The sequence below is a fragment of the Mangrovicoccus sp. HB161399 genome (genome assembly GCF_013184745.1).
In the GTDB taxonomy this organism is placed as follows: domain Bacteria; phylum Pseudomonadota; class Alphaproteobacteria; order Rhodobacterales; family Rhodobacteraceae; genus Mangrovicoccus.
Genome location: NZ_JAATVU010000007.1, coordinates 123,101 through 145,497 on the forward strand (window position 1 = coordinate 123,101; position 22,397 = coordinate 145,497).

Sequence of the window (22,397 nt, forward strand, 5' to 3'; positions counted from 1 at the left end):
AATCAAGTTTGCGCAAACATGAATTTGGTTGCGCTAACTCATAAAATCCGTCCTATTCAGCGGTTTTTAGGTCATGTTATACGACCTGTACGTCAATTGTGCGGTCCCATTCGCTTGGGCCGGCCAGCGCGTAACGCGTTTCACCCGCAGTATGCGGAACTCAGGAGCTACGAGATGGACATCGGACGTGTGAACCCGGCGCACAAGCTGGAAGACCAGGGCATTACCGGGCTCGGCACCGTTTACTACAACCTGATGGAGCCTGCGCTTGTCGAAGCGGCCCTGAAGCGCGGAGAAGGCGAGCTGGGCCAGGGCGGGACTTTCCTCGTCTCCACCGGCAAGTTCACCGGCCGCTCTCCGAAGGACAAGCACGTCGTCAAGACCGAGTCCGTGGCCGATGCGATCTGGTGGGAAGCGAATGCCGAAATGTCCCCCGCGGGCTTCGACGCGCTGCATGCCGACATGCTGGAGCACATGAAGGGCAAGGACATGTTCGTCCAGGACCTCTTCGGCGGCGCGGACCCCGAGCATCGCCTGGACGTCCGCATGGTCACCGAGCTCGCCTGGCACAACCTGTTCATCCGCCACCTCCTGCGCCGTCCGTCGCGCGAGGAGCTGGACGGCTTCGCCCCCGAGTTCACGATCATCAACGTTCCGAGCTTCAAGGCGGACCCGGCGAAGCATGACTGCAAGTCGGAAACGGTCATCGCCCTGAACTTCGACAAGAAGCTGATCCTGATCGGCGGCACCGAATATGCCGGCGAGAACAAGAAATCCGTCTTCACGCTGCTGAACTACATCCTGCCCGAGAAGGGCGTGATGCCGATGCACTGCTCGGCCAACCACGCAAAGGGCAACCCGGTCGACGCGGCGATCTTCTTCGGCCTGTCGGGCACCGGCAAGACCACGCTGTCCGCCGATCCCGAGCGCGTGCTGATCGGCGACGACGAGCATGGCTGGTCCGAGCGCGGCACCTTCAACTTCGAGGGCGGCTGCTACGCCAAGACGATCTCGCTCTCGCCCGAGGCGGAGCCGGAAATCTACGCGACGACCTCGAAATTCGCGACCGTCATCGAGAACATGGTCTACGACCCCGAGACCAAGGAACTCGATTTCGAGGATGACAGCCTGACGCCGAACATGCGCTGCGCCTACCCGCTGGACTACATCTCCAATGCCAGCGAAACCGGCCTGGGCGGCCATCCGAAGAACATCATCATGCTGACCTGCGACGCCTTCGGCGTGCTGCCGCCGATCGCGCGGCTGACCCCGGCGCAGGCGATGTACCACTTCCTGTCGGGCTTCACCTCGAAGATGGCCGGCACCGAGCGCGGCGTGACCGAGCCGCAGCCGGTGTTCTCGACCTGCTTCGGCGCGCCCTTCATGCCGCGCCGCCCGGAAGTCTACGGCAACCTGCTGCGCGACAAGATCGCCAAGCACGGCGCGACCTGCTGGCTGGTGAACACCGGCTGGACCGGCGGCGCCTACGGCACCGGGTCGCGCATGCCGATCAAGGCCACCCGCGCGCTGCTGACCGCCGCGCTCGACGGCTCGCTGAACGAGGCGACCTTCCGCAAGGATCCGAATTTCGGCTTCGACGTGCCGGTCACCGTGCCGGGCGTGGATGCCGGTCTCCTGGACCCGCGCTCGACCTGGACCGACAAGGACGGCTACGACGCCAATGCCGCCAAGCTGGTGAAGATGTTCTCGGACAACTTCGAGCAGTACCTGGCGCATATCGACGAGGACGTGAAGGCCGTCGCCATCGGCTGAGCCTCCGCTCCGCGGATTCAGCAAGGCCCCGGCTGACTGCCGGGGCCTTCGCCGTTTCTAGAGTCCGGCAATCCCGCGGCGCACCAGGTTCAGACCGGCGAGGATCAGCACCACCAGCGTGCAGCGGCGGAACAGCTGCTCGTCCATCCTGCCGCGCGCCTGAATGCCGATGACCAGGCCCACCATGGCCGGCGCGACCATGGCCGCGCTCAGCGGCAGGGTCTGGGCGTTCAGCACGCCCGAGCGCAGGTGAGCCAGCGTCAGAACGCAGGCACCGGCGAAATAGACCACGCCCTGCACCCGCACGGATTCGTTCTTGGTGGCGCCGCTGGCCGACAGGTAGGCCACGGTGGGCGGCCCCCAGACGCCGGACAGTCCGCCGATCACCCCGGCGATCATGCCCACGGCCACCTCGATCCGGGTCTTCAGGTGCGGCGGCACGCTCAGGCGCCGCCCGCTGAGCTGCCACAGCGCGAAGCCGGTGATCGCGGTCCCCAGCGCCAGGAACAGCAGCGTCTGCGGCAGCACCGACACCAACTGCGCTGAGCCCGCGATGAAGACCAGAACGATGGCGATGTAGCGCCAGTAGCGCTTCGCCGCGTCCACCGCATGGTCGAGCCCGCCGCCGAAGGCCTGGATCACGTTGGTCACCAGGGTCGGCACGATCAGCAGCGCCAGCGCGAACTCGCCGGGCAGGAAGGTCGCCAGTCCCGAAATCATGATCATCGGCATCGCGAAACCGGTTGCGCCCTTCACGAAGGCCGCCAGAACGGTGATTGCAACTGCAGCAATCAGACCGGCGGGACCGGTGGGCCAGAATAGTGTAAGATCCATGAAGTGTCCTTTCAGACTCAGGCATATCCGGATCGGACACCCTCCGCAGCGCAAAACGGGTACGACATTTTATATCCTTTTGGCCTATACAATTGAAAATATCTTGCGCTGCGACTGCGAAATGTTTAGACGGCCCTGACTGAACAGCGAAGGAACCGAACGATGCCCCATGACGGACAGAGCCTGCCCGCGGACGTGTCCACGATCCTCCCCGATCTTCTCGGCCTGACCGCCGCCGCGGTCGCGCCTGCCGAAGCCGTTCTGGCCAAGGCGAAGGATGCGCTGAAGGCGCAGGTAACCGATGAAGGCCGCATTTCCGGCAAGCTTCTCGAGCTCAACCAGTCCTCCGCCCACGGGCTTGCCTGGCTGGCGACCTATGTCGAAGCTCTGCGCCAGATGCGCGCCTGGGCCGGCCGGCTCGAGGAAGAGGGCAAGTTCGGCGAGATCGAGCAGCTGATCCTGCAGATCGGCTTCGGCGAGTACCTCTCGCAGATCGAAGGCGGCATCCCGATGTGGCAGGCAGAGTTCTTCCGCCTGCGCGACCTCGGCCTCGACACGGCCGAGCTCGGCACCGATGCCGTCCAGGCACTGATGGCCGGGGGCAACACCACCCAGGCCCGCGTCCGGCTGGTCGAGCTGATGCAGGAGCAGTCCGCGAACACCACGCTGGGCAATTGCGGCCTCGACGAAGAGCTGGAGATGATCCGCGAGCAGTTCCGCCGCTACGCGCTCGACAAGGTCATCCCCAACGCCCACGACTGGCACCTCAAGGACGAGCTGATCCCGATGGAGATCATCGAGGAACTGGCCGAGATGGGCGTGTTCGGCCTGACGATCCCAGAAGAATACGGCGGGTTCGGCCTGTCCAAGGCCTCGATGTGCGTCGTCTCCGAGGAGCTGTCGCGCGGCTATATCGGCGTGGGTAGCCTCGGCACTCGCTCCGAAATTGCGGCGGAGCTGATCATCTGCGGCGGCACCGAGGAACAGAAGGAAAAGTGGCTGCCGCAGCTTGCCTCGGGCGAGACTCTGCCGACGGCGGTCTTCACCGAGCCGAATACCGGCTCCGACCTCGGATCGCTGCGCACCCGCGCGGTGAAGGGCGAGGACGGCGACTGGACGGTGACCGGCAACAAGACCTGGATCACCCACGCCGCGCGCACCCACATCATGACGCTTCTTGCGCGCACCGATCCGGCGACCGACAACTACAAGGGCCTCTCGATGTTCATCGCCGAGAAGACCCCGGGCACCGACGAGAATCCGTTCCCGACCCCCGGCATGACCGGCGGCGAGATCGAGGTGCTGGGCTATCGCGGCATGAAGGAATACGAGCTCGGCTTCGACGGGTTCAAGGTCAAGGGCGAGAACCTGCTGGGCGGCGTCGAGGGCCAGGGCTTCAAGCAGTTGATGGAGACCTTCGAATCCGCGCGCATCCAGACCGCGGCCCGCGCCATCGGCGTGGCGCAGTCGGCCATGGACGTCTCGATGCAATACGCCATCGACCGCAAGCAGTTCGGCAAGTCGCTGATCGACTTCCCGCGGGTGGCCGGAAAGCTCGCCATGATGGCTGTGGAAATCATGATCGCGCGGCAGCTGACCTATTTCTCCGCCTGGGAGAAGGATCACGGCCACCGCTGCGACCTGGAGGCCGGCATGGCCAAGCTGCTGGGGGCCCGCGTGGCCTGGGCCTGCGCCGACAACGGGCTGCAGATCCATGGCGGCAACGGCTTCGCGCTGGAATACCAGATCAGCCGCCTGCTCTGCGATGCGCGGATCCTCAACATCTTCGAAGGCGCCGGCGAAATCCAGGCGCAGGTGATCGCGCGCCGGGTGCTCGGCTGAGGTAATTTCTCGACAGATCGAGAAATTAGTTCTACAACTTTAACGTGCCACGCTCGTGCCAACCACGTGAGCCTAGCACGCGCCCCGGTCGGAAACGGTCGGGGCATCCTTTTATCCACAACCTGCTTTGGTCCGCGGCGCGGATCGCGTAGAGGCGGCGGGACCCGACGAAAGGACCCGCCATGGCCAGACTCGCCAGCCCTGCCAAACTTGTCCCCAGCTTCGATCCCGAGCGGCAGCTCTGCGGCGACCCGCGGCTCGTCCGCATCGCGGGAATCGACGAAGTCGGGCGCGGTCCGCTGGCCGGCCCGGTCACGGCGGCGGCGGTTCGGCTCGATCCGGCGCGGGTGCCGGCCGGGCTGAACGATTCGAAGGCGCTGAAGCCGGTGCAGCGCGCGGCACTGGCCGAAGAAATTCTCGCCACGGCGGATGTCTGCATTGCCCATGCCAGCGTCGGGGAAATCGATGAAATCAACATCTTGCAGGCCACTTTCCTGGCGATGCGGCGCGCCGTGGCGGGGCTTTCGCAGGTCCCGGACCATCTGCTGATCGACGGCAACAAGATGCCGCCAGGGATGCCGTGCCCGGCGGCGCCGCTGGTCAAGGGCGACGCCAAATCGCTGTCCGTTGCGGCCGCGTCCATCGTCGCGAAAGTCGCCCGCGACCGGATCATGGCGGAACTTGCCGCCGAATGTCCCGGCTACGGCTGGGAGAGGAACGCGGGTTATCCCACCAAGGCGCATGTTGTTGCGCTGAAGTCACTGGGGATAACACCACATCACCGCAGATCCTTCGCCCCGGTCCACAAGATATTGTGCGGTGACACAGAATAGAGATCGGCCCTAACGCATTGAAGCGGAAAAGAAATTGACTGCGACTCGTGTCTGACTCATGTTATCCACAATAACAGCGTGGATAACCGCGCGTCCGCGAGGCAGATCGAACAATGAAAAGAACCAAGACTGAGGGCACGCCGCTGCCGCTCAACGAGATCCTGTTGGGTGATTGCGTCGAGATCATGAACCGGATGCCCGAGGCCTCCGTGGACCTGATCTTCGCAGATCCGCCCTACAACCTGCAGCTTCGCGGGGATCTCCACCGGCCCGACAATTCCAAGGTCGATGCCGTGGACGACCACTGGGACCAGTTTGCCACCTTCGCCGCCTATGACCGCTTCACCCATGCCTGGATGGAGGCCGCGCGCCGCATCCTGAAGCCGAACGGCGCGATCTGGGTGATCGGCAGCTACCACAACATCTTCCGCGTCGGCGCGGCGCTGCAGGACCAGGGCTTCTGGATCCTCAACGACGTGGTGTGGCGCAAGTCGAACCCGATGCCGAACTTCCGCGGCAAGCGGCTGACCAACGCGCATGAGACCCTGATCTGGGCGTCGAAATCGGAAAGCTCGAAATACACGTTCAACTACGAGGCCGTGAAGGCCATGAACGACGACGTGCAGATGCGCTCGGACTGGGTGATCCCGATCTGCACCGGCCACGAGCGGCTGAAGGACGAGGAGGGCAACAAGGCCCATCCGACCCAGAAGCCCGAGGCCCTTCTCCACAGGGTGCTGGTCGCGACGACCAATCCCGGCGACGTTGTGCTCGACCCGTTCTTCGGCACCGGCACGACCGGCGCCGTGGCCAAGCGGCTGGGCCGGGACTTCATCGGCATCGACCGCGAGGAGGCCTATGCCGAGGTGGCCCGCAAGCGGATCGCCAAGGTGCGCAAGGCGACCAGCGAGGCGCTGGAAGTCACCAAGGGAAAGCGGGCCGAGCCGCGCGTGCCCTTCGGCCAGCTGGTCGAGCGCGGCATGCTGGAGCCGGGAGAGGTCCTGTTCAGCCCGCGCAACAAGACCGCGAAGGTCCGGGCGGACGGCACGCTGATCGCCTCGGACTGCAAGGGCTCCATCCATCAGGTCGGCGCCGCGCTCGAAGGCGCGCCCTCCTGCAACGGCTGGACCTACTGGAGCTACAAGCGCGACGGGGTCATGGTCCCGATCGACGTGCTGCGCCAGCAGATCCGTGCCGAAATGAAGTAACAGGCAGATATTCCAAGAAAAACGAGGGACAGACGCGACTCCGCAAAGGGGCGCGCACCATCGCCTGTGACTGGCGGGGGCTCCGGCCTCCGCCATTTTTTTTCCGTGTCCCGGACGGGCCGACTGGGGAAATCCCCGGAACCCCTTGCCAGTTTCGAATTGGTCGACCAATTTACCGGCAGGAAGCAACCGGAAGCGGAAGAGCCGACATGACCCATATCCTCGCCATCGACCAGGGCACCACCTCCACCCGCGCCATCCTGTTTGACGCGGCCATGGCGCCCGGGGCCATGGCGCAGGAGGAATTCGCCCAGCACTATCCTGACAACGGCTGGGTGGAGCACGATCCGGCGGATATCTGGGCGACGGTGCGTTCGACCTGTGCCGGGGCGCTGGAGAAAGCCGGCATCGGCGCGGGCGAGGTCACGGCGATCGGCATCACCAACCAGCGCGAAACTGTCGTCGTCTGGGACCGCGAGACCGGCGAGGCGGTCTGCAACGCCATCGTCTGGCAGGACCGCCGCACGGCGAAATGGTGCCACGAGCTGCACGAGGCGGGGCACGAAGCGCTGGTCACCGAGAAGACCGGGCTGCTGCTCGACCCCTATTTCTCTTCGACGAAGCTGGCCTGGATCCTCGACAACGTGGATGGCGCGCGGGAGAAAGCGGAGGCGGGCAAGCTGCTTTTCGGCACGGTCGACACCTTCCTGATCTGGAAGCTCACCGGCGGCCGGGCCCATGTCACCGACGCGACCAATGCCTGCCGGACGATGCTCTACGACATCCACAAGGGCCGCTGGTCCACCTCGCTCTGCGAACTCCTGCGCATTCCGATGAACATGCTGCCCGAGGTCCTGGACAGCGCGGCCGAGTTCGGCACCACCGATCCGGAGGTCTTCGGTGCCGCCGTGCCGATCCTCGGCGTCGCGGGCGACCAGCAGGCGGCGACGATCGGCCAGGCCTGCTTCGAGCCGGGAATGCTGAAATCGACCTACGGCACCGGCTGCTTCGCGCTCCTGAACACCGGCTCCGAGCCGGTGCAGTCCGCCCACCGCCTGCTGACCACCATCGCGTACCAGTTCGACGGCAAGCCGACCTATGCGCTCGAGGGCTCGATCTTCGTCGCCGGCGCGGTGGTGCAATGGCTGCGCGACGGGCTGAAGATCATCGACAGCGCCGGCCAGAGCCAGGCCCTGGCCGAACAGTCCGATCCGCACCAGTCCCTGGTCCTGGTCCCGGCCTTCACCGGGCTCGGCGCGCCCTACTGGAACCCTGACGTTCGCGGCGCGGTCTTCGGCCTGACGCGCAATTCGGGTCCAGCGGAATTCGCCCGCGCGGCGCTGGAAAGCGTCGGCTACCAGACCCGCGACCTGCTGGAGGCAATGCATGCCGACCTGCCGGCGAAGGAAACCGACCCGGTGCTGCGCGTCGATGGCGGAATGGTGGTCAGCGACTGGACGCTGCAGTTCCTCGCCGACATCCTCGACGCGCCGGTCGACCGTCCGGAAGTGACCGAGACCACCGCGCTCGGCGTCGCCTGGCTGGCAGGGATGAAGGCCGGCATCTATCCGGGCCAGGAGGAATTCGCCAAGGGCTGGGCGCTGGAACGCCGCTTCGAGCCCGCGATGAAGCCGGAGATGCGCGAGGCAAAATACGGGGCGTGGAAGCGCGCCATCGCCGCGGTGCAGGCGGCATGATCGCGCCCTTCGGGCTGCGCCTGCCGGGGGACATCCGCTTCGGCCGCGGCAAGGCGGCCGAAGCCGTGCCGGAGATCGCGGCGCTGGCCGACCGCATCCTCGTGATCCACGGCCGCGACGCGCATCGGGCCGGCTGGCTGCTGGACGGGCTGCGCCGCGAGGGCGCCGAGGTGCTGGGACTGCCCGCCGCCGGAGAGCCGGATCTGGAAATGCTGGAGGCTGCCGTGGCCGCGGCGCGGGACTTCGGGGCAGGCGCCGTGGTCGCCTGCGGCGGCGGCGCGGCGCTCGACCTCGGCAAGGCGGTTGCCGCGCTTGCGGGCGAGGCCCATCCGGCGGCGGAATATCTGGAAGTCGTCGGCACGGGGCGCAAGCTGGCCGGCCCGCTCCTGCCCTTCGTGGCCATCCCGACAACGGCCGGCACCGGCGCGGAAGTGACCAAGAACGCCGTGATCGGCGTGCCGGATCACCGCCGCAAGGTGTCGCTGCGCGACGACCGGATGCTGGCGCGGCTGGCCATCGTCGATCCGTCCCTGACCGACGGCTGCCCGAAATCGGTGACGCTGGCCTCGGGCCTGGATGCCGTGGTGCAGGTAATCGAGCCCTATCTCAGTCCGAAGGCCAGCATCGTCACGGATGCGCTCTGCGAGAAAGCGATCCCGGCCGGGCTGTCTGCGCTGGCGACGCTGATGGACCGCGAGGAGCCCGGGGCGCGGGACGCGCTGGCCTGGACCTCTCTGGCAGGGGGCATCGCGCTGGCCAATGCCGGGCTGGGCGCCGTGCATGGCCTCGCCGGCCCGCTCGGCGGGGTCACCGGCGCGCCGCATGGCGCTATCTGCGGGCGCCTCCTGCAGCCGGTCCTGTCCGTCCACATGCGCGTCGGCCTGCCGGATCCGGCCGATATCCGCATCGACCGGGTGGCGCGCTGGATCGGCGAACGGCTGAAGCTCGGCCTGACCGGCGCCAACCTGGACCAGTGGGTCACGGACCAGGGCCTGCCGCGGCTTGGCGGAATGGGGCTCGACCCCGCCGACATCCCGATGGTGGCCGAGGCGGCGCGGGGATCGTCCTCGATGAAGGGCAATCCGGTGGAGCTGAGCCAGGACCAGCTGGAGACGATCCTCGGCATGGCGCTGTGACCTGCCGGGGCAAGATATAATTTGACAGCCGAAATAAAGCGTGGTCCTGTCCGGTGAGGAGAGCGGCTCCGAGAGGGGCCCGCGAAGGGAGGACATCGCGTGTATCTCGGAATCGACCTCGGCACGTCCGGGGCGCGGCTGCTGCTCGTGGACGCGGCGCAGCGGGTCATCGGCTCGGCCGAGGGCGCCTGCAGCGTCGCCCATCCCCATCCGGGATGGAGCGAGCAGGATCCGCAGGACTGGATCGCCGCCATCCGGACGGCGCTGGCGGAACTCCGGTCCGCGCATCCCGCCGAACTGGCCGCGCTCGAGGGCATCGGCTTTTCCGGCCACATGCACGGCGCGGTCCTGCTCGGCGCGTCCGGAGACGTGCTGCGGCCCTGCATCCTGTGGAACGACACGCGCTCGCATCTGGAGGCCGCCGCGCTCGACGCGATGCCGGTGATGCGCGAGGCCTCGGCAAATGTGGTCTTTCCGGGCTTCACCGCGCCGAAGCTGGCCTGGGTGCGCAATCACGAGCCCGGGACCTTCGCGAAGGTCGCGACGGCGATGCTGCCGAAGGACTACCTGCTCTACTGGATGACCGGGCGGCGCGTGACCGACATGTCGGATGCGGCCGGGACCTCCTGGCTCGACGTGGCGGGCCGCCGCTGGTCGGAGGCCGCGCTGGAGGCCACCGGCATGCGGCCGGACCAGATGCCGGACCTCGTCGAGGGCTCGGAGGTGGTCGGCACCCTGCGCCCGGAGCTTGCCGCGGAGCTGGGCCTGCCCGCGGGCGTGCAGGTCGTGGCGGGCGGCGCGGACAACGCGGTTTCGGCCTGCGGGGTCGGCGCGCTGAAGGCAGGGCAGGGCTTCGTCTCGCTCGGCACCTCGGGCGTTCTGCTGGCGGCGCGCGACGATTTCGGTGCCGATCCGGGGTCGGCGGTCCACAGCTTCTGCCATGCGGTTCCCGGGCGCTGGTACCAGATGGGCGTGATCCTTGCGGCCACCGACAGCCTCAACTGGCTGTCGCGCATCACCGGCAAGGGACCTGCCGAGCTTCTGGCCGGTCTCGGCCCGCTCGAAGCCCCCGGCCGGGTCCGCTTCGCGCCCTATCTCTCGGGCGAGCGCACCCCGCACAATGACAGCGCGATCCGCGCGGGCTTTACCGGGCTCGACATCGCCGACGGGCCGCAGGACCTCGCCCGCGCGGTGATCGAGGGCGTCAGCTTCGCGCTGCGCGACTGCCAGCAGGCGCTGATGGCGACCGGCACGGCGCTGGACCAGTGCCTGGCGATCGGCGGCGGCACGCGCTCGCGCTACTGGGTGGATCTGCTGGCCACGGTGCTGAACCAGCCGCTCGACCTGCCCGCGAAGGGCGAGTTCGGCGCAGCGCTCGGCGCGGCGCGGCTGGCGATCTGCGGCGTGACCGGCGCCGACCCCGATGCGGTGATGACCCGCCCGGACATCGGCGAGACCGTGCAGCCGCGTGCCGGCCTGGTCCCCGCCTATGACGATGCCTATGCCGCCTGGCGCGACCTCTATCCCAGCCTGAAGGTGCTGAAATGACCAAGGACTTCTTCGCCGGGCTGGAGCCGGTGCGCTACGAGGGCGCCGGCACCGCCGATCCGCTGGCCTTCCGGCACTACAATCCCGACGAGATCGTCCTGGGCAAGCGAATGGAGGACCACCTGCGCTTCGCTGTCGCCTACTGGCACAGCCTGGCCTACGAGGGCGGCGACCCGTTCGGCGGTCCGACCTTCCTGCGCCCCTGGCAGTCGGCGGGCGACATGGCCCATGCCGAAGCCAAGGCAGAGGCGGCGTTCGAGATGTTCCGCATCCTCGGCCAGCCCTATTTCTGCTTCCACGATGCCGATGTCCGCCCCGAGGGTGCCACCCTTGCCGCGTCGATCGCCAATCTCGAGCGGATCACCGACATCTTCGCCGCGAAGATGGAGGAGACCGGGACAAAGCTGCTCTGGGGCACGGCCAACATGTTCTCGGCGCGGCGCTGGATGGCGGGCGCTTCGACCAACCCGGACCCGGAGGTCTTCGCCTATGCCGCCGCCACGGTGAAGGCGGCGATGGACGCGACCCACCGGCTGGGCGGCGAGAACTACGTGCTCTGGGGCGGTCGCGAAGGCTACGAGACGCTGCTGAACACCGATCTGGGCCAGGAGCTGGACCATATGGGCGCCTTCCTGTCGAAGGTGGTCGAGTACAAGCACAAGATCGGCTTCAAGGGCACCATCCTGGTCGAGCCGAAGCCGCAGGAGCCGTCGAAGCACCAGTACGATTTCGACGCGGCGACCTGCATCGGGTTCCTGCGCAAGTACGGGCTGGAGAACGAGGTCAAGCTGAACCTGGAGCAGGGGCACGCGATCCTGGCCGGGCACAGTTTCGAGCACGAACTCGCCGTCGCGGCGGCCGAGGGGATGCTGGGCTCCATCGACATGAACCGCAACGACTACCAGTCGGGCTGGGACACCGACCAGTTCCCCAATAACGTGCCCGAGGTGGCGCTGGCCTATTACATCATCCTGCGTGCGGGCGGGCTGGGCACCGGCGGCACCAATTTCGACGCGCGCATCCGGCGCCAGTCGCTCGATCCGCAGGACCTGATAGCGTCGCATGTCGGCGGCATGGATGTCTGCGCGCGCGGGCTGAAGGCGGCAGCGGCGATGCTGCAGGACGGCGGGCTGGAGGCGGCGATTGCCGGGCGCTACGCGGGCTGGAAGGACCCGGTGGCGCAGGCGATGCTGTCCCAGCCGCTCGATCAGATCGCGGCGGCGGCGCTGGACCGCGGCTGCGATCCGCAGCCCAGATCCGGCCAGCAGGAGATCCTGGAGAATTGGGTCAACCGTTTCGTCTGATCCCTGCGGCGCTCGGCGCTGCAATTCTTGCCTTCCCGGCGGTCGCCGGGGAGGGCTTCCCCGAATTCGGCCCGGCGGAGGTGAAGCTCGGCCAGCTCCTGTTCTACGATCCCGTCCTGTCGGGCAACCGCGAGGTGGCCTGTGCGACCTGCCACCATCCGCGCTTCGGCACGTCGGACGGGGTCAGCCTCGGGATCGGCGACGGCGGCATCGGGCTGGGTCCGGAGCGGCATCCCGACCGGGAGAACCTGCCCGAGCGGCGCGTGCCGCGGAACGCGACGGCGCTGTTCAACCTCGGCTATCCCGAGTTCCGGGTGATGTTCCATGACGGACGGCTGGAGGAGGACGCAGGCCAGCCCGGCGGCATCCGCACGCCCCTGGGCAGCGAGATGGTGGCGGGGTTCGACGGCGTTCTGGCGGCGCAGACCATGTTCCCGGTGCTCAGCCAGGACGAGATGTCGGGCCATTACGGCGAGAACGAGGTGTCGAAGGCGGTGCGCCAGGGACTGCTGACCGGCGATGACGGCGCCTGGGCGCGGATCACGGCGCGGGTTGCGGCGATCCCGGCCTATCGCGACGGCTTTGCGGTCCTCGGCGACGATCCGCTGGACTTCACCGACATCGCCAATGCGCTTGCCGCCTTCATCGCCGTGGAGTGGCGGGCGGATGACAGCCCCTATGACCGGTTCCTCGCGGGCGCGCCCCTGCCGCCGGAGGCCGAGGCGGGCCGGCAGCTGTTCCACGGCAAGGCGGGCTGCAGCGCATGCCATTCCGGGCGCTTCCAGACGGATCAGGCGTTCCACGCCATCGCCATGCCGCAGATCGGGCCGGGCAAGGCAGCGCGGTTCGAGACCGGCTTCCGCGACGAGGGCCGCCAGCGGGTGACCGGGGCGGCGGAGGACGCCTACCGCTTCCGCACGCCAAGCTTGCGCAACGTGGCCCAAACCGCGCCCTACGGCCATGACGGCGCCTACGCCTCGCTGGAGGCCGTCGTGCGCCACCACCTGGACCCCGTGGCCGCGCTTGCGCGCTATGACCTGTCGCAGGCCCGGCTGCCGCACCTGCCGGGCGCACGCGACCACATGGTGCTGGCCGACCCGCCGGAACTGGACCGGATCGCCGCGGCGAACGAGCTGCAGCCGGTCACGCTCGCCGATGCGGAGGTCGCGCAGATCCTCGCCTTCCTCGGCAGCCTGACCGACCCGGCCTCGCTGGACGGGCGGCTCGGCGTCCCCGATGCAGTGCCCAGCGGGCTCCCCGTGCCACGCTGAAAGACAGGAAATTGCGCGGAACGGCGGGTCAGCCTTGCGGATCCGCGGCATTTTGGGCAGGAGGCGCCATGACTTCACGAGGAATGGCGAGATGGTGAACCGGATTGCCCTGAGCCTGCACCGGGTGACCGGGCTGCTCTGCCAGGGCCTGCTGATACTGATCGTGCTGGGACAGCTTGCGGTGGTGATCCTCCGCTATGTCTTCGGCATCGGCTTCATCGAGCTGCAGGATGCCGTCGCCTATTCCTTTGCCGCGCTCGTCGTGCTGGGACTGCCGGTCGCCTTCGCCGAGGACGGCCATGTCCGGGTCGACGTGTTCCGCGCGGGCCAGTCGCCCCTGTGGCAGCGCCGCTTCGACATCGCGGGGATCCTCGCGCTGCTGCTGCCCTTCTTCGGGCTGACGCTGTGGTGGGTCTGGCCGGACGTGGCCTTCAGCTGGTCGATCATGGAAGGCTCCAAGGAGACCGGCGGGCTGCCCGGCTTCTTCATCGTCAAGACCATGCTGCCCGTGGCCTGCGTGCTGATGATCCTGCAAGGCCTCGCGGCCCTGGCGGTGCGCCATGATTGAGCACGCCTGGCTGATCGTCTTCGGCCTCTCGCTTCTGGGCGGCATCCTGTCGGGCATCCCGGTGATGCTGGTCCTGGCCGGCGTTCCGGTCCTGCTGGCCTTCATCGCCGCGCCGTTCGGCGGCTTCGACCTGAGCTATCTCAAGGCCTATCCGCAGCGCGCCTTCGGCGTGATGTCGAACTCGCTGCTGCTGGCGGTGCCGCTCTTCGTGCTGATGGGCATCCTGCTGGAGAAATCCCGGGTTGCCGAGCGCATGCTGATGCAGGTGGGCCGCCTGCTGGGCGGCTCGCCGCGGGCGCTGGTCGCGGCCGTCCTGCTGATTTCCACGCTGATCGCGGCCTCCACCGGCATCATCGGCGCGACCATCGTCATGCTCGGCCTGATCTCGCTGCCGGCCATGCGCCGCGTCGGCGTTCCGGACGGAACGGCGAGCGGCCTGATCTGCGCGGCCGGCACTCTGGGCCAGATCATTCCGCCCTCGATCGTTCTGATCCTGCTCGGCGACCAGGTGGCGAATGCCTATCTCGACGCCCAGCAGCGGGCCGGCAATTTCGCGCCGGATGCCGTCACCGTGGGCGACCTTTTCGCCGGCGCGCTGATCCCCGGCCTGCTGCTGGTCGGGCTCTACGGGATCTATGTCGTCGGTCTCCTCTGGAAGCACGAGGCCCCGGCCAGTGCGGAAGCCCTGCCGAAATCAAGCCTCGGAGACGTTCTTCGCGAGATCGTGCCGCCGATCCTGCTGATCCTCTCTGTGCTGGGCTCGGTCCTTGCCGGTGTCGCCACGCCGACCGAGGCGGCGGCGATCGGCGTCGCGGGCACCATCCTGATCACCGCCGCGCGGGTCCGTGCGGCCGGCGGCGAAGAAGTCCTGCCCGGCGTCGTGCCCGAAGAGGCGCTGACCGCGCGGCTGACCCCGGCCTGGCTGCGCATCGCCATGTCGCTGACCGCCGCGGTCGCCTTCGGCCTGGTCGCGCTGCGCCTCGCCGGCGTCGGCCGGGTCGATCTGAGCTCCGCCGATGTCGCCCTGACGGGCGGCGCGCTGCTGGCGCTGGCGCTGACCGGGCTGCTGGTGCTGGGCCTCGCCATCGCGGTGATCGCGCTGTGGCGCGCGGGCGTGATGGCCGCGGCGCTGTACGAAACCGTGAAGGTCTCGGCGATGATCTTCGGCATCATCCTCGCCGCTTCGATGCTGTCGCTGGTCTTCCGCGGCTTCGAGGGCGATGTCTGGGTGCACGAGATGCTGACCGGGCTGCCGGGCGACCACCGCACCATGCTGCTGATCACGCTGGCGATCATCTTCGTCATGGGCTTCGTTCTGGAATTCGTCGAGATCGTGTTCATCGTCGTGCCGCTGGTCGGCCCGATCATCCTGCAGGACGTCGACCCGGTCTGGTTCGCGGTGCTGATCGCGCTGAACCTGCAGACCTCGTTCCTGACGCCGCCCTTCGGCTTCGCGCTGTTCTACTACCGCTCGGTGGCGCCGCCCGACATCACGACCGGGACGATCTACCGCTCGGTGATCCCCTTCGTGCTGATCCAGCTGGTGACCCTGGCGATCGTTTTCCTGTGGCCGGATCTTGCGACCTGGCTGCCTGATATGCTGTTTGGCTGACATGAAGATGGGGCCGAGGCCCCGGAGGGAGAGAAGAGATGAAACGCCGTGACTTCCTGAAGACCGGGGCCGTCGCCGCCCCGGCCGCAGCACTTGCCGCCCCCGCCATCGCTGCGGGCGTGATCGAGTGGAAATGCCCGACCTCCTTCCCGGCCCAGGCGCCGGGCGTGGGCACCAATGCCGTGAACTTCGTCGAGCGCGTCAACGCCATGGCCGAAGGCAAGCTGAAGCTGAAGCTGTTCTCGGCCGGCGAGCTGGTCCCGGCCTTCGCGGTCGAAGACGCGGTGCAGCAGGGCACGGCCGAAATCGGCCATTCCACGCCCTACTACAACGCCGGCAAGAACTCGGCGCTGCATTTCTTCACCACCATCCCCTTCGGCATGACCGCAGGCGAGATGTCGGGCTGGATGAACTACGGCGGCGGCCAGCAGCTGTTCGAGGAAATCTACGCCCAGCGGAATCTGATGCCGCTCTATTCCGGCAACTCCACCGTGCAGGCGGCGGGCTGGTTCAAGAAGGAAATCAACACGGTTGCCGACCTGTCGGGCCTGAACATGCGGATTGCCGGGTTGGGCGGCGAAGCGATGCGCAAGCTCGGCGTGAACGCGGTGCTGATGCCGCCGACCGAGATCTTCCCGGCCTTCCAGTCGGGCGCGATCGACGCGGCCGAATGGGTCGGCCCGATGCTCGACCAGGCCTTCGGCCTGAACAAGGTCGCGAACATCTGCTACGCGCCGGCCTTCCACGAGCCGGGCGCCGGCCTGGAAGTGATCGTCAACAAGGATGCCTGGGACAGCCTCACCCCCGACCTGCAGGCGATCCTGCGCTCTGCCGCAGATGGCGCGCTGTCGCAGAACATCGGCCAGTTCGAGTACTACAATGCCATCGCCTTCAAGCAGCTCCAGGATGCCGGGGTCGAGTTCAAGACCTTCCCGCCGGAAGTTCTGGATGCGCTGCGGGGCGCGGTGAAGGAAGTCATGGACGAGCAGGCCGCTTCCAACCCGGATTTCGCGAAATGCATGGAAAGCTACTACGCCTTCCTCGATGTCGCGATCCCCTATTCCAAAGCCTTCAACGCGCCGTCGATGATGCAGCGCTGATCCGCGCGCTTCGGTGATTTTTGGTTAACCTTGAGTTTACCTAAAAGTCTTAGGACTCGGGGTGCCTGAACTGGCACCGAAGCAAAGAGGACGCAAAACGTGTCCATGGGCTCCCGGATCAGCGGAAAACCCGCCTGGCCGGTCCGGAAGCCCGAACAAGGAGCATAAAAAGTGCTCTGAAACTCGCGATTGCCACTGCCCCGGTCCGGGAATTCCGGAACCGGGGCTTTCCTTTTGCCGCGGGCGGATCAGCACTGCCGGGTGTCGAGGAAGGCGAGGATCTCGGCGGTCGCCTCGGGGACCGGATCGCCCATCATCAGGACATGGCCTGCGCCGGGAATGATCTTGGGGAGCCCGCCGTAGTAGAGCGCGGTGCCGTAGACATCCATCGGCGGCACCATCCGGTCGAGCGCGCCGCCGAGCACCAGCACGTCGGCCTGCGGACCGGGCAGCGGCGCAAAGGGCGGAAAGCCGAGCGCCTGGGTCATGGCGCGCAGGCTCTCGTCGGTCATCTGCGGCACCAGCTCCTCGAATTCGCGGTCGGAGATCCCGCGCGGAAAAAGGTTGTGGCGCATCACGTTGATGTTGCCCGCGTTCAGTCCGGCCATCGAGAAATCCATCAGTGCCATGTAGAGCTCGGGATTGAGCCAGGCCATCTCCATCGAGGCGCGCCACAGGCCGTAGGGCGGCACCGAGGCCAGCAGGACCGTCGCCTCCGGGCGGCGGCCGCGGCGCATCAGGTTCTGGGTGGCCGCGCCGCCCAGCGAATGCGCGACCACCGCGGCCGGGCGGCCGATCTGGTCGAGGCAGGTCGCGATCGCGTCGCTGAAATCGTCGAGAGTCGGCCCGTCGAGCGCGGGCATGCCGGGGAAGGACTGCGCCAGCAGCTCCAGCGCGGCATGGCTGTCGCCCTTCTCGAAGGCCAGGCTCAGCACGCGGTCGATCACCTGCGGGTTGGTGGCGATCGAGCCGCCGGATTTCCGGCCGGGTAGGGAGATCGTCCAGCTGCGGTAGCCCGCGGCGGCAAAGCGGTCCAGCCAGTCACGGCTCCAGATCCAGCCGCCGGAGGCCATGCCATGGACGAAAAGCAGGTCGAAGGGCCGCTCCGGCCCACCGGTCGGTTCGATCCGGGTCATCGCCCAGCCCTGCAGGGCGTCCTCGGCCATGGCCTCGCCCGGCGCCATTCGGGTAACGGTTTCGCTCATCTGAAGACTCGGGGTTTCCTGAAGACGCGCATTCATAGCACGGAATGCTGCGCCGCAGCACCGTCTTTGCTGCCGCAGCGGATCACATCGCGGACAGCAGCGCCGCGTGGCGCGCGGTGTAGTCGTTCCGGGCCTCGACAGGCGGGCGCAGCCGCACCTCGAACCCGTCCATCAGCTCGGGCCGGGGCCGGCCGAAGAATTTCGAGGCCTCCGCTTCGGCGAAGCCCGCGATCCGTGTTGCCTCCATCCAGGCGGAGACGTTGTCGGCACGCTTGATCGCCGCCTTCACCGTCTTCGGCAGCTGCGCGGGAAGGCCGAAGCGCAGGTGGATCGCCGCCGCCAGACGCGCGTCGAGCTCGCCGTAATCCGGGCCGATCGCTGCCTTCACCGGCGAGATCATGTCGCCGATCACGTATTCGGGCGCGTCATGCAGCAGCGCGGCCAGCCGCCATTTCGCCGGGGCTTCGGGCGCCATCCGGGCGAAGATCGCCTCCACCAGCAGCGAATGCTCGGCCACCGAATACGGCCAGTCGCCCAGCGTCTGGCCGTTCCAGCGGGCCACAAAGGCGAGCCCGTGCGCGATGTCCTCGACCTCGATGTCGAACGGAGTCGGATCGAGCAGGTCGAGCCTGCGCCCCGACAGCATCCGCTGCCATGCCCTTGCCTGTTTCGCCATGCCGGAACTCACCGATCGTTAGGGAACTGCCGTCCAGTTTCCACGTTGATCCCACGAAGGAGGCCGACATGAAACCTGCAATTCTGACTGCACTGGCACTTCTGCTTCCGGCCGCTGCCACGGCCGACGTGATCTGCATGGACAGCGACGAGATGGAAGCGGCGCTGATCGACTGGTACCAGCTGCAGCCGGTCAGCTGGACCGCGACCGAGAACTCGGTGATCTGGGCCTCCAGCGGCAGCGGCGTCTGGGCGCTGGTCGATTACGACGACAAGACGCGCATGGCCTGCGTGATGGACCAGGGCGAGGACTGGACCGAGGGCGGCGCGGGGATGCTCAGCGCGTCCAGCCGCTAGGGCGGGAAGCTGCCCGGCGGAAGCGACTCGAGAAGGTTCATGAGCGTGCCGAGATTGCGGCCGAGCATCGCGCCGAATTCCGCGGCGCCCGGCAGGGCGTCCGACAGGTCTGAGCCGGGGCCGGCGAAGCGGTCCGCGGCCAACTCCTCCGCCGAAAGGCTGCCGTCCCCGGAATAGTCGAAGGAGGCCAGCATCAGCGAGGCCAGGAAAGGCGCCGCCGCCAGGGCCGCGACCTGTTCCCCGGCGGCGTCGCCAAGTTCCGTCGCCTCGTCGCCGGTACCGTCGACAAACAGCGCGGCGGCGCGCAGGGCGCGGGCCAGTTCCGCCCGGTTCAGCTTGCCGTCGCCGCCGAGATCGAGGGCGGCGGCGATGCCCTCCATGCAGCTTCCGCCCTCCGCATCCCGGCCGCAGTCCCGCGGCACCGCATCCAGCGCCAGCAGCACCGCGGCCAGCTCGCCGAAAAGCAGCTGCGACGCGGCGGGCAGCCGCTCGCAGCGATGGTAGGCCGTGTCCTCCCAAATCCCGGAATGGGTGGCGGGGGTGACCTCGCCGGCATTGACGGCATCCGACAGCGCCTCGTCATCCGGGTCGAGGAGATCGCGGAAGATCAGGCTGTCGCCGTCCCGCCGGATGTAGAAGCTCGTGCCGCCGGCGATGTAGCGGTACCATCCGGCTAGCGGTTCGGGCGAGATCGCCACCGGCCCGGCGAAGAAATCGCCCTCGTTGATCACCAGCTCCAGATCCGCGCCCAGCACCCAGGAGTCGGTGCCGCTGCCGCAGCTGTCATTTCGCCAGATGCCCGACCAGCCGGGCGCGGCGCCCTCCTGCGCGGCCGCCGCCGCCGGCAGGCAGGCCGCCAGGAGGGCGGCGGGAAGGGCGGTGCGGGGCATGGCGGCTCTCCGGGTGCAGGCTTTCGGATGCGCCGAGCCTAGCCGCCCGGCGCGGGCGGACAAGGCCGGTTCGCGACAATCCTGCCGGACGGCGGCATTGCCGGCCAAGGGGCCAAGTGCTAGTTGGCCGGGGACATAGACCCATCAGGAGCGCCTCCCATGTCCCAGGATTACATCGTCAAGGACATCAGCCTCGCCGAGTTCGGCCGCAAGGAACTCGACATCGCCGAAACCGAGATGCCGGGCCTGATGGCGCTGCGGTCGGAATACGGCGAGAAAAAGCCCCTGAAGGGCGCCCGCATCGCCGGGTCGCTGCACATGACCATCCAGACCGCCGTGCTGATCGAGACGCTGGTCGCGCTCGGCGCCGAAGTCCGCTGGGCGTCGTGCAACATCTTCTCCACCCAGGACCACGCGGCCGCGGCGATCGCGGCCTCGGGCGTGCCGGTCTTCGCCATCAAGGGCGAGACGCTGGAGGAATACTGGGACTACTGCGACAAGATCTTCGATTTTGCCGACGGCACCTGCAACATGATCCTCGATGACGGCGGCGACGCCACGCTCTACATCCTCATGGGTGCGCGCGTCGAGGAAGGCGAGACCGACCTGATCGCGGTGCCGACCTCCGAGGAGGAAACCGCGCTCTTCGCCCAGATCCGCAAGCGGATGGAGGCCTCCCCGGGCTGGTTCGTCAAGCAGCGCCACGCCATCCAGGGCGTGACCGAGGAAACCACCACCGGCGTCCACCGCCTCTACCAGATGATGGAGAAGGGGCACCTTCCCTTCCCGGCGATCAACGTCAACGACAGCGTCACCAAGTCGAAATTCGACAACAAGTACGGCTGCAAGGAATCGCTGGTCGACGGCATCCGCCGCGCAACCGACACGATGATGGCCGGCAAGGTCGCCGTGGTCTGCGGCTATGGCGATGTCGGCAAGGGCTCGGCCGCCTCGCTGCGCGGCGCCGGCGCCCGGGTGAAGGTCACCGAGGCCGACCCGATCTGCGCGCTCCAGGCGGCGATGGACGGGTTCCAGGTGGTGCTGCTGGAAGAGTCGCTGGATGCGGACATCTTCATCACCACGACCGGCAACAAGGACATCATCCGCATCGAGCACATGCGCGAGATGAAGGACATGGCCATCGTCGGCAACATCGGCCATTTCGACAACGAGATCCAGGTTGCCGCGCTGAAGAACCACAAGTGGACCAACATCAAGGACCAGGTGGACATGATCGAGATGCCCTCGGGCAGCCGCATCATCCTGCTCAGCGAAGGCCGCCTTCTGAACCTCGGCAACGCCACCGGCCACCCGTCCTTCGTGATGTCCGCCTCCTTCACCAACCAGGTGCTGGCGCAGATCGAGCTCTGGACCAAGGGCGATGAATACAAGAACGAGGTCTACGTCCTGCCGAAGCATCTCGACGAGAAGGTCGCGGCGCTGCATCTCGCCAAGGTCGGCGCGAAGCTGACCAAGCTGACGGCAGAGCAGGCGGCCTATATCGGGGTGACGCCGGAAGGCCCGTTCAAGCCCGACCACTACCGCTACTGATGCGGGTCGTCGTCTACGGACTTGGTGCCGTGGGCGGCACCGTCGCGGCGGGCCTGGCCCGCGCGGGGGTGCCGGTCGCAGGCATCGCGCGCGGCAGCCAGCTTGCTGCGCTGCAGGCCGGCCCGCTCCTGCTGGAAAGCCCGTCGGAGCGGATCGAGGCGAAGGTGCCCGTCGCGGCCGATCCGGCCGAGCTGGGCCTGGGGAAGGACGACATCGTCCTTCTCGCGGTCAAGACGCAGGACAGCATTGCAGCGCTGGAACGGCTGGCGGCGGCCGGGCTGCGCGACCAGCCGGTCTATTGCACGCAGAACGGACTGGCCAACGAGCCGCTCGCCGCGCGCTATTTCCCCAATGTGCACGGCGTCAACGTGATGATGCCCTGTGCCATCGCCGGGCCTGGCCATGTCCGCACCTTCGTCGGGCCGCGCTTCGGCATGTTCGACATCGGCTGTTGGCCGGGCGGCACGGATGCGTCGGATGCGGCTCTTGCCGAAGCGCTGGAGGCCGGCAACGTGGCCTGCACGCCGTCGGATGACGTCATGGTCTGGAAGCGCGGCAAGCTCCTGCTGAACCTGTCGAACGTGATCGACGCAGCGGTCGGGCCGGATGCCGGGGATGCCGCGATCCGCAAGGCGGCGCGGGACGAGGCCGAGACGGTCTACCGCACGCTCGGGCTGGACTGGCGGACCATCGACGCGGAAGATCCGCGCCGCGAGCAGATCCGCAACGGCACCATTGCGGGGGCTCCGCGGGCCGGAACTTCGACCACGCAGAGCCTTGCCCGCGGCGCGGCGCAGCTGGAAACCGCGTATCTGAACGGCGAGATCGTCACGATGGCGCGGGCCGCGGGGCTGCAGGCTCCGGTCAACGCGGCGCTGGTCCGGCTTGGCGCGCGGCTCGCGGGGAACAAGGCGGCTCCCGGCGCGATGACTGTCGGTGAACTGGAAGACTGGATCCGGACCTGAGCCCGTTGCGGGCCGGGCCGCAGGCGAG

The 22,397-nt window shown here is 67.6% G+C and carries 19 protein-coding genes; 15 read left to right on the forward strand and 4 right to left on the reverse strand.

The genetic code is table 11. From position 1 onward, the window contains the following. Positions 1–174 precede the first annotated feature (174 nt). Positions 175–1,773 carry a phosphoenolpyruvate carboxykinase gene (locus tag HCC78_RS05855; protein ID WP_172327809.1) on the forward strand — a complete coding sequence of 533 codons (1,599 nt, stop codon included), beginning with the start codon at positions 175–177 and terminating at the stop codon, positions 1,771–1,773. A gap of 57 nt (positions 1,774–1,830) precedes the next feature. Here HCC78_RS05855 and HCC78_RS05860 read toward each other — a convergent pair whose 3' ends face one another. Continuing rightward, the gene (locus HCC78_RS05860; protein WP_172327810.1) at positions 1,831–2,607 is read right to left on the reverse strand and encodes a sulfite exporter TauE/SafE family protein; all 777 of its coding nucleotides are present in this window, start codon (positions 2,605–2,607) and stop codon (positions 1,831–1,833) included. 162 nt (positions 2,608–2,769) lie between these two features. Between HCC78_RS05860 and HCC78_RS05865 the strand changes: the two genes are divergently transcribed. From HCC78_RS05865 to HCC78_RS05915, 11 genes are all read left to right on the forward strand, one after another. Continuing rightward, a complete protein-coding gene (locus HCC78_RS05865) occupies positions 2,770–4,449 on the forward strand; it encodes an acyl-CoA dehydrogenase family protein (protein WP_172327811.1) in 1,680 nt (559 codons plus the stop codon). Between the two features lie 182 nt (positions 4,450–4,631). Then, the gene (locus tag HCC78_RS05870; protein ID WP_172327812.1) at positions 4,632–5,282 is read left to right on the forward strand and encodes a ribonuclease HII; all 651 of its coding nucleotides are present in this window, start codon (positions 4,632–4,634) and stop codon (positions 5,280–5,282) included. A gap of 113 nt (positions 5,283–5,395) precedes the next feature. After that, positions 5,396–6,490 (forward strand): site-specific DNA-methyltransferase, encoded by a 1,095-nt coding sequence (locus HCC78_RS05875; protein WP_172327813.1) that lies wholly within the window; start codon positions 5,396–5,398, stop codon positions 6,488–6,490. Between the two features lie 209 nt (positions 6,491–6,699). Next, positions 6,700–8,187, forward strand: coding sequence for a glycerol kinase GlpK (gene glpK / locus HCC78_RS05880; protein ID WP_172327814.1), 1,488 nt, complete (start codon positions 6,700–6,702; stop codon positions 8,185–8,187). Further along, complete coding sequence (locus HCC78_RS05885) at positions 8,187–9,323, forward strand: iron-containing alcohol dehydrogenase (protein ID WP_371743784.1); 1,137 nt, start codon at positions 8,187–8,189, stop codon at positions 9,321–9,323. The genes glpK and HCC78_RS05885 overlap by 1 nt, the downstream gene beginning before the upstream one ends. 99 nt (positions 9,324–9,422) lie before the next feature. Continuing rightward, complete coding sequence (gene xylB, locus HCC78_RS05890) at positions 9,423–10,871, forward strand: xylulokinase (RefSeq protein WP_172327816.1); 1,449 nt, start codon at positions 9,423–9,425, stop codon at positions 10,869–10,871. Next, positions 10,868–12,175: a xylose isomerase gene (xylA, locus tag HCC78_RS05895; RefSeq protein ID WP_172327817.1), complete on the forward strand. Its 1,308-nt coding sequence runs from the start codon at positions 10,868–10,870 to the stop codon at positions 12,173–12,175. The genes xylB and xylA overlap by 4 nt, the downstream gene beginning before the upstream one ends. Continuing rightward, positions 12,154–13,446 (forward strand): cytochrome-c peroxidase, encoded by a 1,293-nt coding sequence (locus HCC78_RS05900; RefSeq protein WP_172327818.1) that lies wholly within the window; start codon positions 12,154–12,156, stop codon positions 13,444–13,446. Before xylA ends, HCC78_RS05900 begins: the two co-directional genes overlap by 22 nt. A 91-nt stretch (positions 13,447–13,537) precedes the next feature. Next, entirely contained in the window at positions 13,538–14,014 is a 477-nt protein-coding gene (locus HCC78_RS05905) for a TRAP transporter small permease subunit (RefSeq protein ID WP_172327819.1), read from the forward strand. Continuing rightward, positions 14,007–15,626: a TRAP transporter large permease subunit gene (locus HCC78_RS05910; protein WP_172327820.1), complete on the forward strand. Its 1,620-nt coding sequence runs from the start codon at positions 14,007–14,009 to the stop codon at positions 15,624–15,626. The genes HCC78_RS05905 and HCC78_RS05910 overlap by 8 nt, the downstream gene beginning before the upstream one ends. Positions 15,627–15,664: 38 nt before the next feature. Then, positions 15,665–16,726: a TRAP transporter substrate-binding protein gene (locus HCC78_RS05915; RefSeq protein ID WP_172327821.1), complete on the forward strand. Its 1,062-nt coding sequence runs from the start codon at positions 15,665–15,667 to the stop codon at positions 16,724–16,726. A gap of 248 nt (positions 16,727–16,974) precedes the next feature. Here the strand turns inward: HCC78_RS05915 and HCC78_RS05920 are convergent, their stop codons facing one another. Both HCC78_RS05920 and HCC78_RS05925 read right to left on the reverse strand, forming a co-directional pair. Beyond that, entirely contained in the window at positions 16,975–17,931 is a 957-nt protein-coding gene (locus HCC78_RS05920) for an alpha/beta hydrolase (RefSeq protein ID WP_172327822.1), read from the reverse strand. An 82-nt stretch (positions 17,932–18,013) separates the two neighbouring features. Further along, the gene (locus HCC78_RS05925) at positions 18,014–18,607 is read right to left on the reverse strand and encodes an HD family hydrolase (RefSeq protein ID WP_172327823.1); all 594 of its coding nucleotides are present in this window, start codon (positions 18,605–18,607) and stop codon (positions 18,014–18,016) included. A 68-nt stretch (positions 18,608–18,675) separates the two neighbouring features. On the opposite strand from HCC78_RS05925, the gene HCC78_RS05930 reads away from it, so the two are divergent. After that, the gene (locus tag HCC78_RS05930) at positions 18,676–18,963 is read left to right on the forward strand and encodes an S-adenosyl-L-homocysteine hydrolase (RefSeq protein ID WP_172327824.1); all 288 of its coding nucleotides are present in this window, start codon (positions 18,676–18,678) and stop codon (positions 18,961–18,963) included. On the opposite strand, the gene HCC78_RS05935 is transcribed toward HCC78_RS05930, so the two are convergent. Then, positions 18,960–19,853 carry a hypothetical protein gene (locus tag HCC78_RS05935; protein ID WP_172327825.1) on the reverse strand — a complete coding sequence of 298 codons (894 nt, stop codon included), beginning with the start codon at positions 19,851–19,853 and terminating at the stop codon, positions 18,960–18,962. The two genes, HCC78_RS05930 and HCC78_RS05935, sit on opposite strands and share 4 nt — an antisense overlap. Before the next feature lie 159 nt (positions 19,854–20,012). Here HCC78_RS05935 and ahcY point away from each other — a divergent pair, with 159 nt between their 5' ends. Both ahcY and HCC78_RS05945 read left to right on the forward strand, forming a co-directional pair. Further along, positions 20,013–21,404: an adenosylhomocysteinase gene (gene ahcY, locus HCC78_RS05940; protein WP_172327826.1), complete on the forward strand. Its 1,392-nt coding sequence runs from the start codon at positions 20,013–20,015 to the stop codon at positions 21,402–21,404. Then, positions 21,404–22,369 (forward strand): ketopantoate reductase family protein, encoded by a 966-nt coding sequence (locus tag HCC78_RS05945; RefSeq protein WP_172327827.1) that lies wholly within the window; start codon positions 21,404–21,406, stop codon positions 22,367–22,369. Before ahcY ends, HCC78_RS05945 begins: the two co-directional genes overlap by 1 nt. Positions 22,370–22,397: the final 28 nt, after the last annotated feature.

What these genes read in the sequence shown, in the direction of transcription:
- HCC78_RS05855 (WP_172327809.1), top strand. Translation starts at nt 175, where the DNA reads ATGGACATCGGACGTGTGAACCCGGCGCACAAGCTGGAAGACCAGGGC.
- HCC78_RS05860 (WP_172327810.1), bottom strand. Translation starts at nt 2,607, where the DNA reads ATGGATCTTACACTATTCTGGCCCACCGGTCCCGCCGGTCTGATTGCT.
- HCC78_RS05865 (WP_172327811.1), top strand. Translation starts at nt 2,770, where the DNA reads ATGCCCCATGACGGACAGAGCCTGCCCGCGGACGTGTCCACGATCCTC.
- HCC78_RS05870 (WP_172327812.1), top strand. Translation starts at nt 4,632, where the DNA reads ATGGCCAGACTCGCCAGCCCTGCCAAACTTGTCCCCAGCTTCGATCCC.
- HCC78_RS05875 (WP_172327813.1), top strand. Translation starts at nt 5,396, where the DNA reads ATGAAAAGAACCAAGACTGAGGGCACGCCGCTGCCGCTCAACGAGATC.
- glpK (WP_172327814.1), top strand. Translation starts at nt 6,700, where the DNA reads ATGACCCATATCCTCGCCATCGACCAGGGCACCACCTCCACCCGCGCC.
- xylA (WP_172327817.1), top strand. Translation starts at nt 10,868, where the DNA reads ATGACCAAGGACTTCTTCGCCGGGCTGGAGCCGGTGCGCTACGAGGGC.
- HCC78_RS05905 (WP_172327819.1), top strand. Translation starts at nt 13,538, where the DNA reads ATGGTGAACCGGATTGCCCTGAGCCTGCACCGGGTGACCGGGCTGCTC.
- HCC78_RS05910 (WP_172327820.1), top strand. Translation starts at nt 14,007, where the DNA reads ATGATTGAGCACGCCTGGCTGATCGTCTTCGGCCTCTCGCTTCTGGGC.
- HCC78_RS05915 (WP_172327821.1), top strand. Translation starts at nt 15,665, where the DNA reads ATGAAACGCCGTGACTTCCTGAAGACCGGGGCCGTCGCCGCCCCGGCC.
- HCC78_RS05920 (WP_172327822.1), bottom strand. Translation starts at nt 17,931, where the DNA reads ATGAGCGAAACCGTTACCCGAATGGCGCCGGGCGAGGCCATGGCCGAG.
- HCC78_RS05925 (WP_172327823.1), bottom strand. Translation starts at nt 18,607, where the DNA reads ATGGCGAAACAGGCAAGGGCATGGCAGCGGATGCTGTCGGGGCGCAGG.
- HCC78_RS05930 (WP_172327824.1), top strand. Translation starts at nt 18,676, where the DNA reads ATGAAACCTGCAATTCTGACTGCACTGGCACTTCTGCTTCCGGCCGCT.
- HCC78_RS05935 (WP_172327825.1), bottom strand. Translation starts at nt 19,853, where the DNA reads ATGCCCCGCACCGCCCTTCCCGCCGCCCTCCTGGCGGCCTGCCTGCCG.
- ahcY (WP_172327826.1), top strand. Translation starts at nt 20,013, where the DNA reads ATGTCCCAGGATTACATCGTCAAGGACATCAGCCTCGCCGAGTTCGGC.
- HCC78_RS05945 (WP_172327827.1), top strand. Translation starts at nt 21,404, where the DNA reads ATGCGGGTCGTCGTCTACGGACTTGGTGCCGTGGGCGGCACCGTCGCG.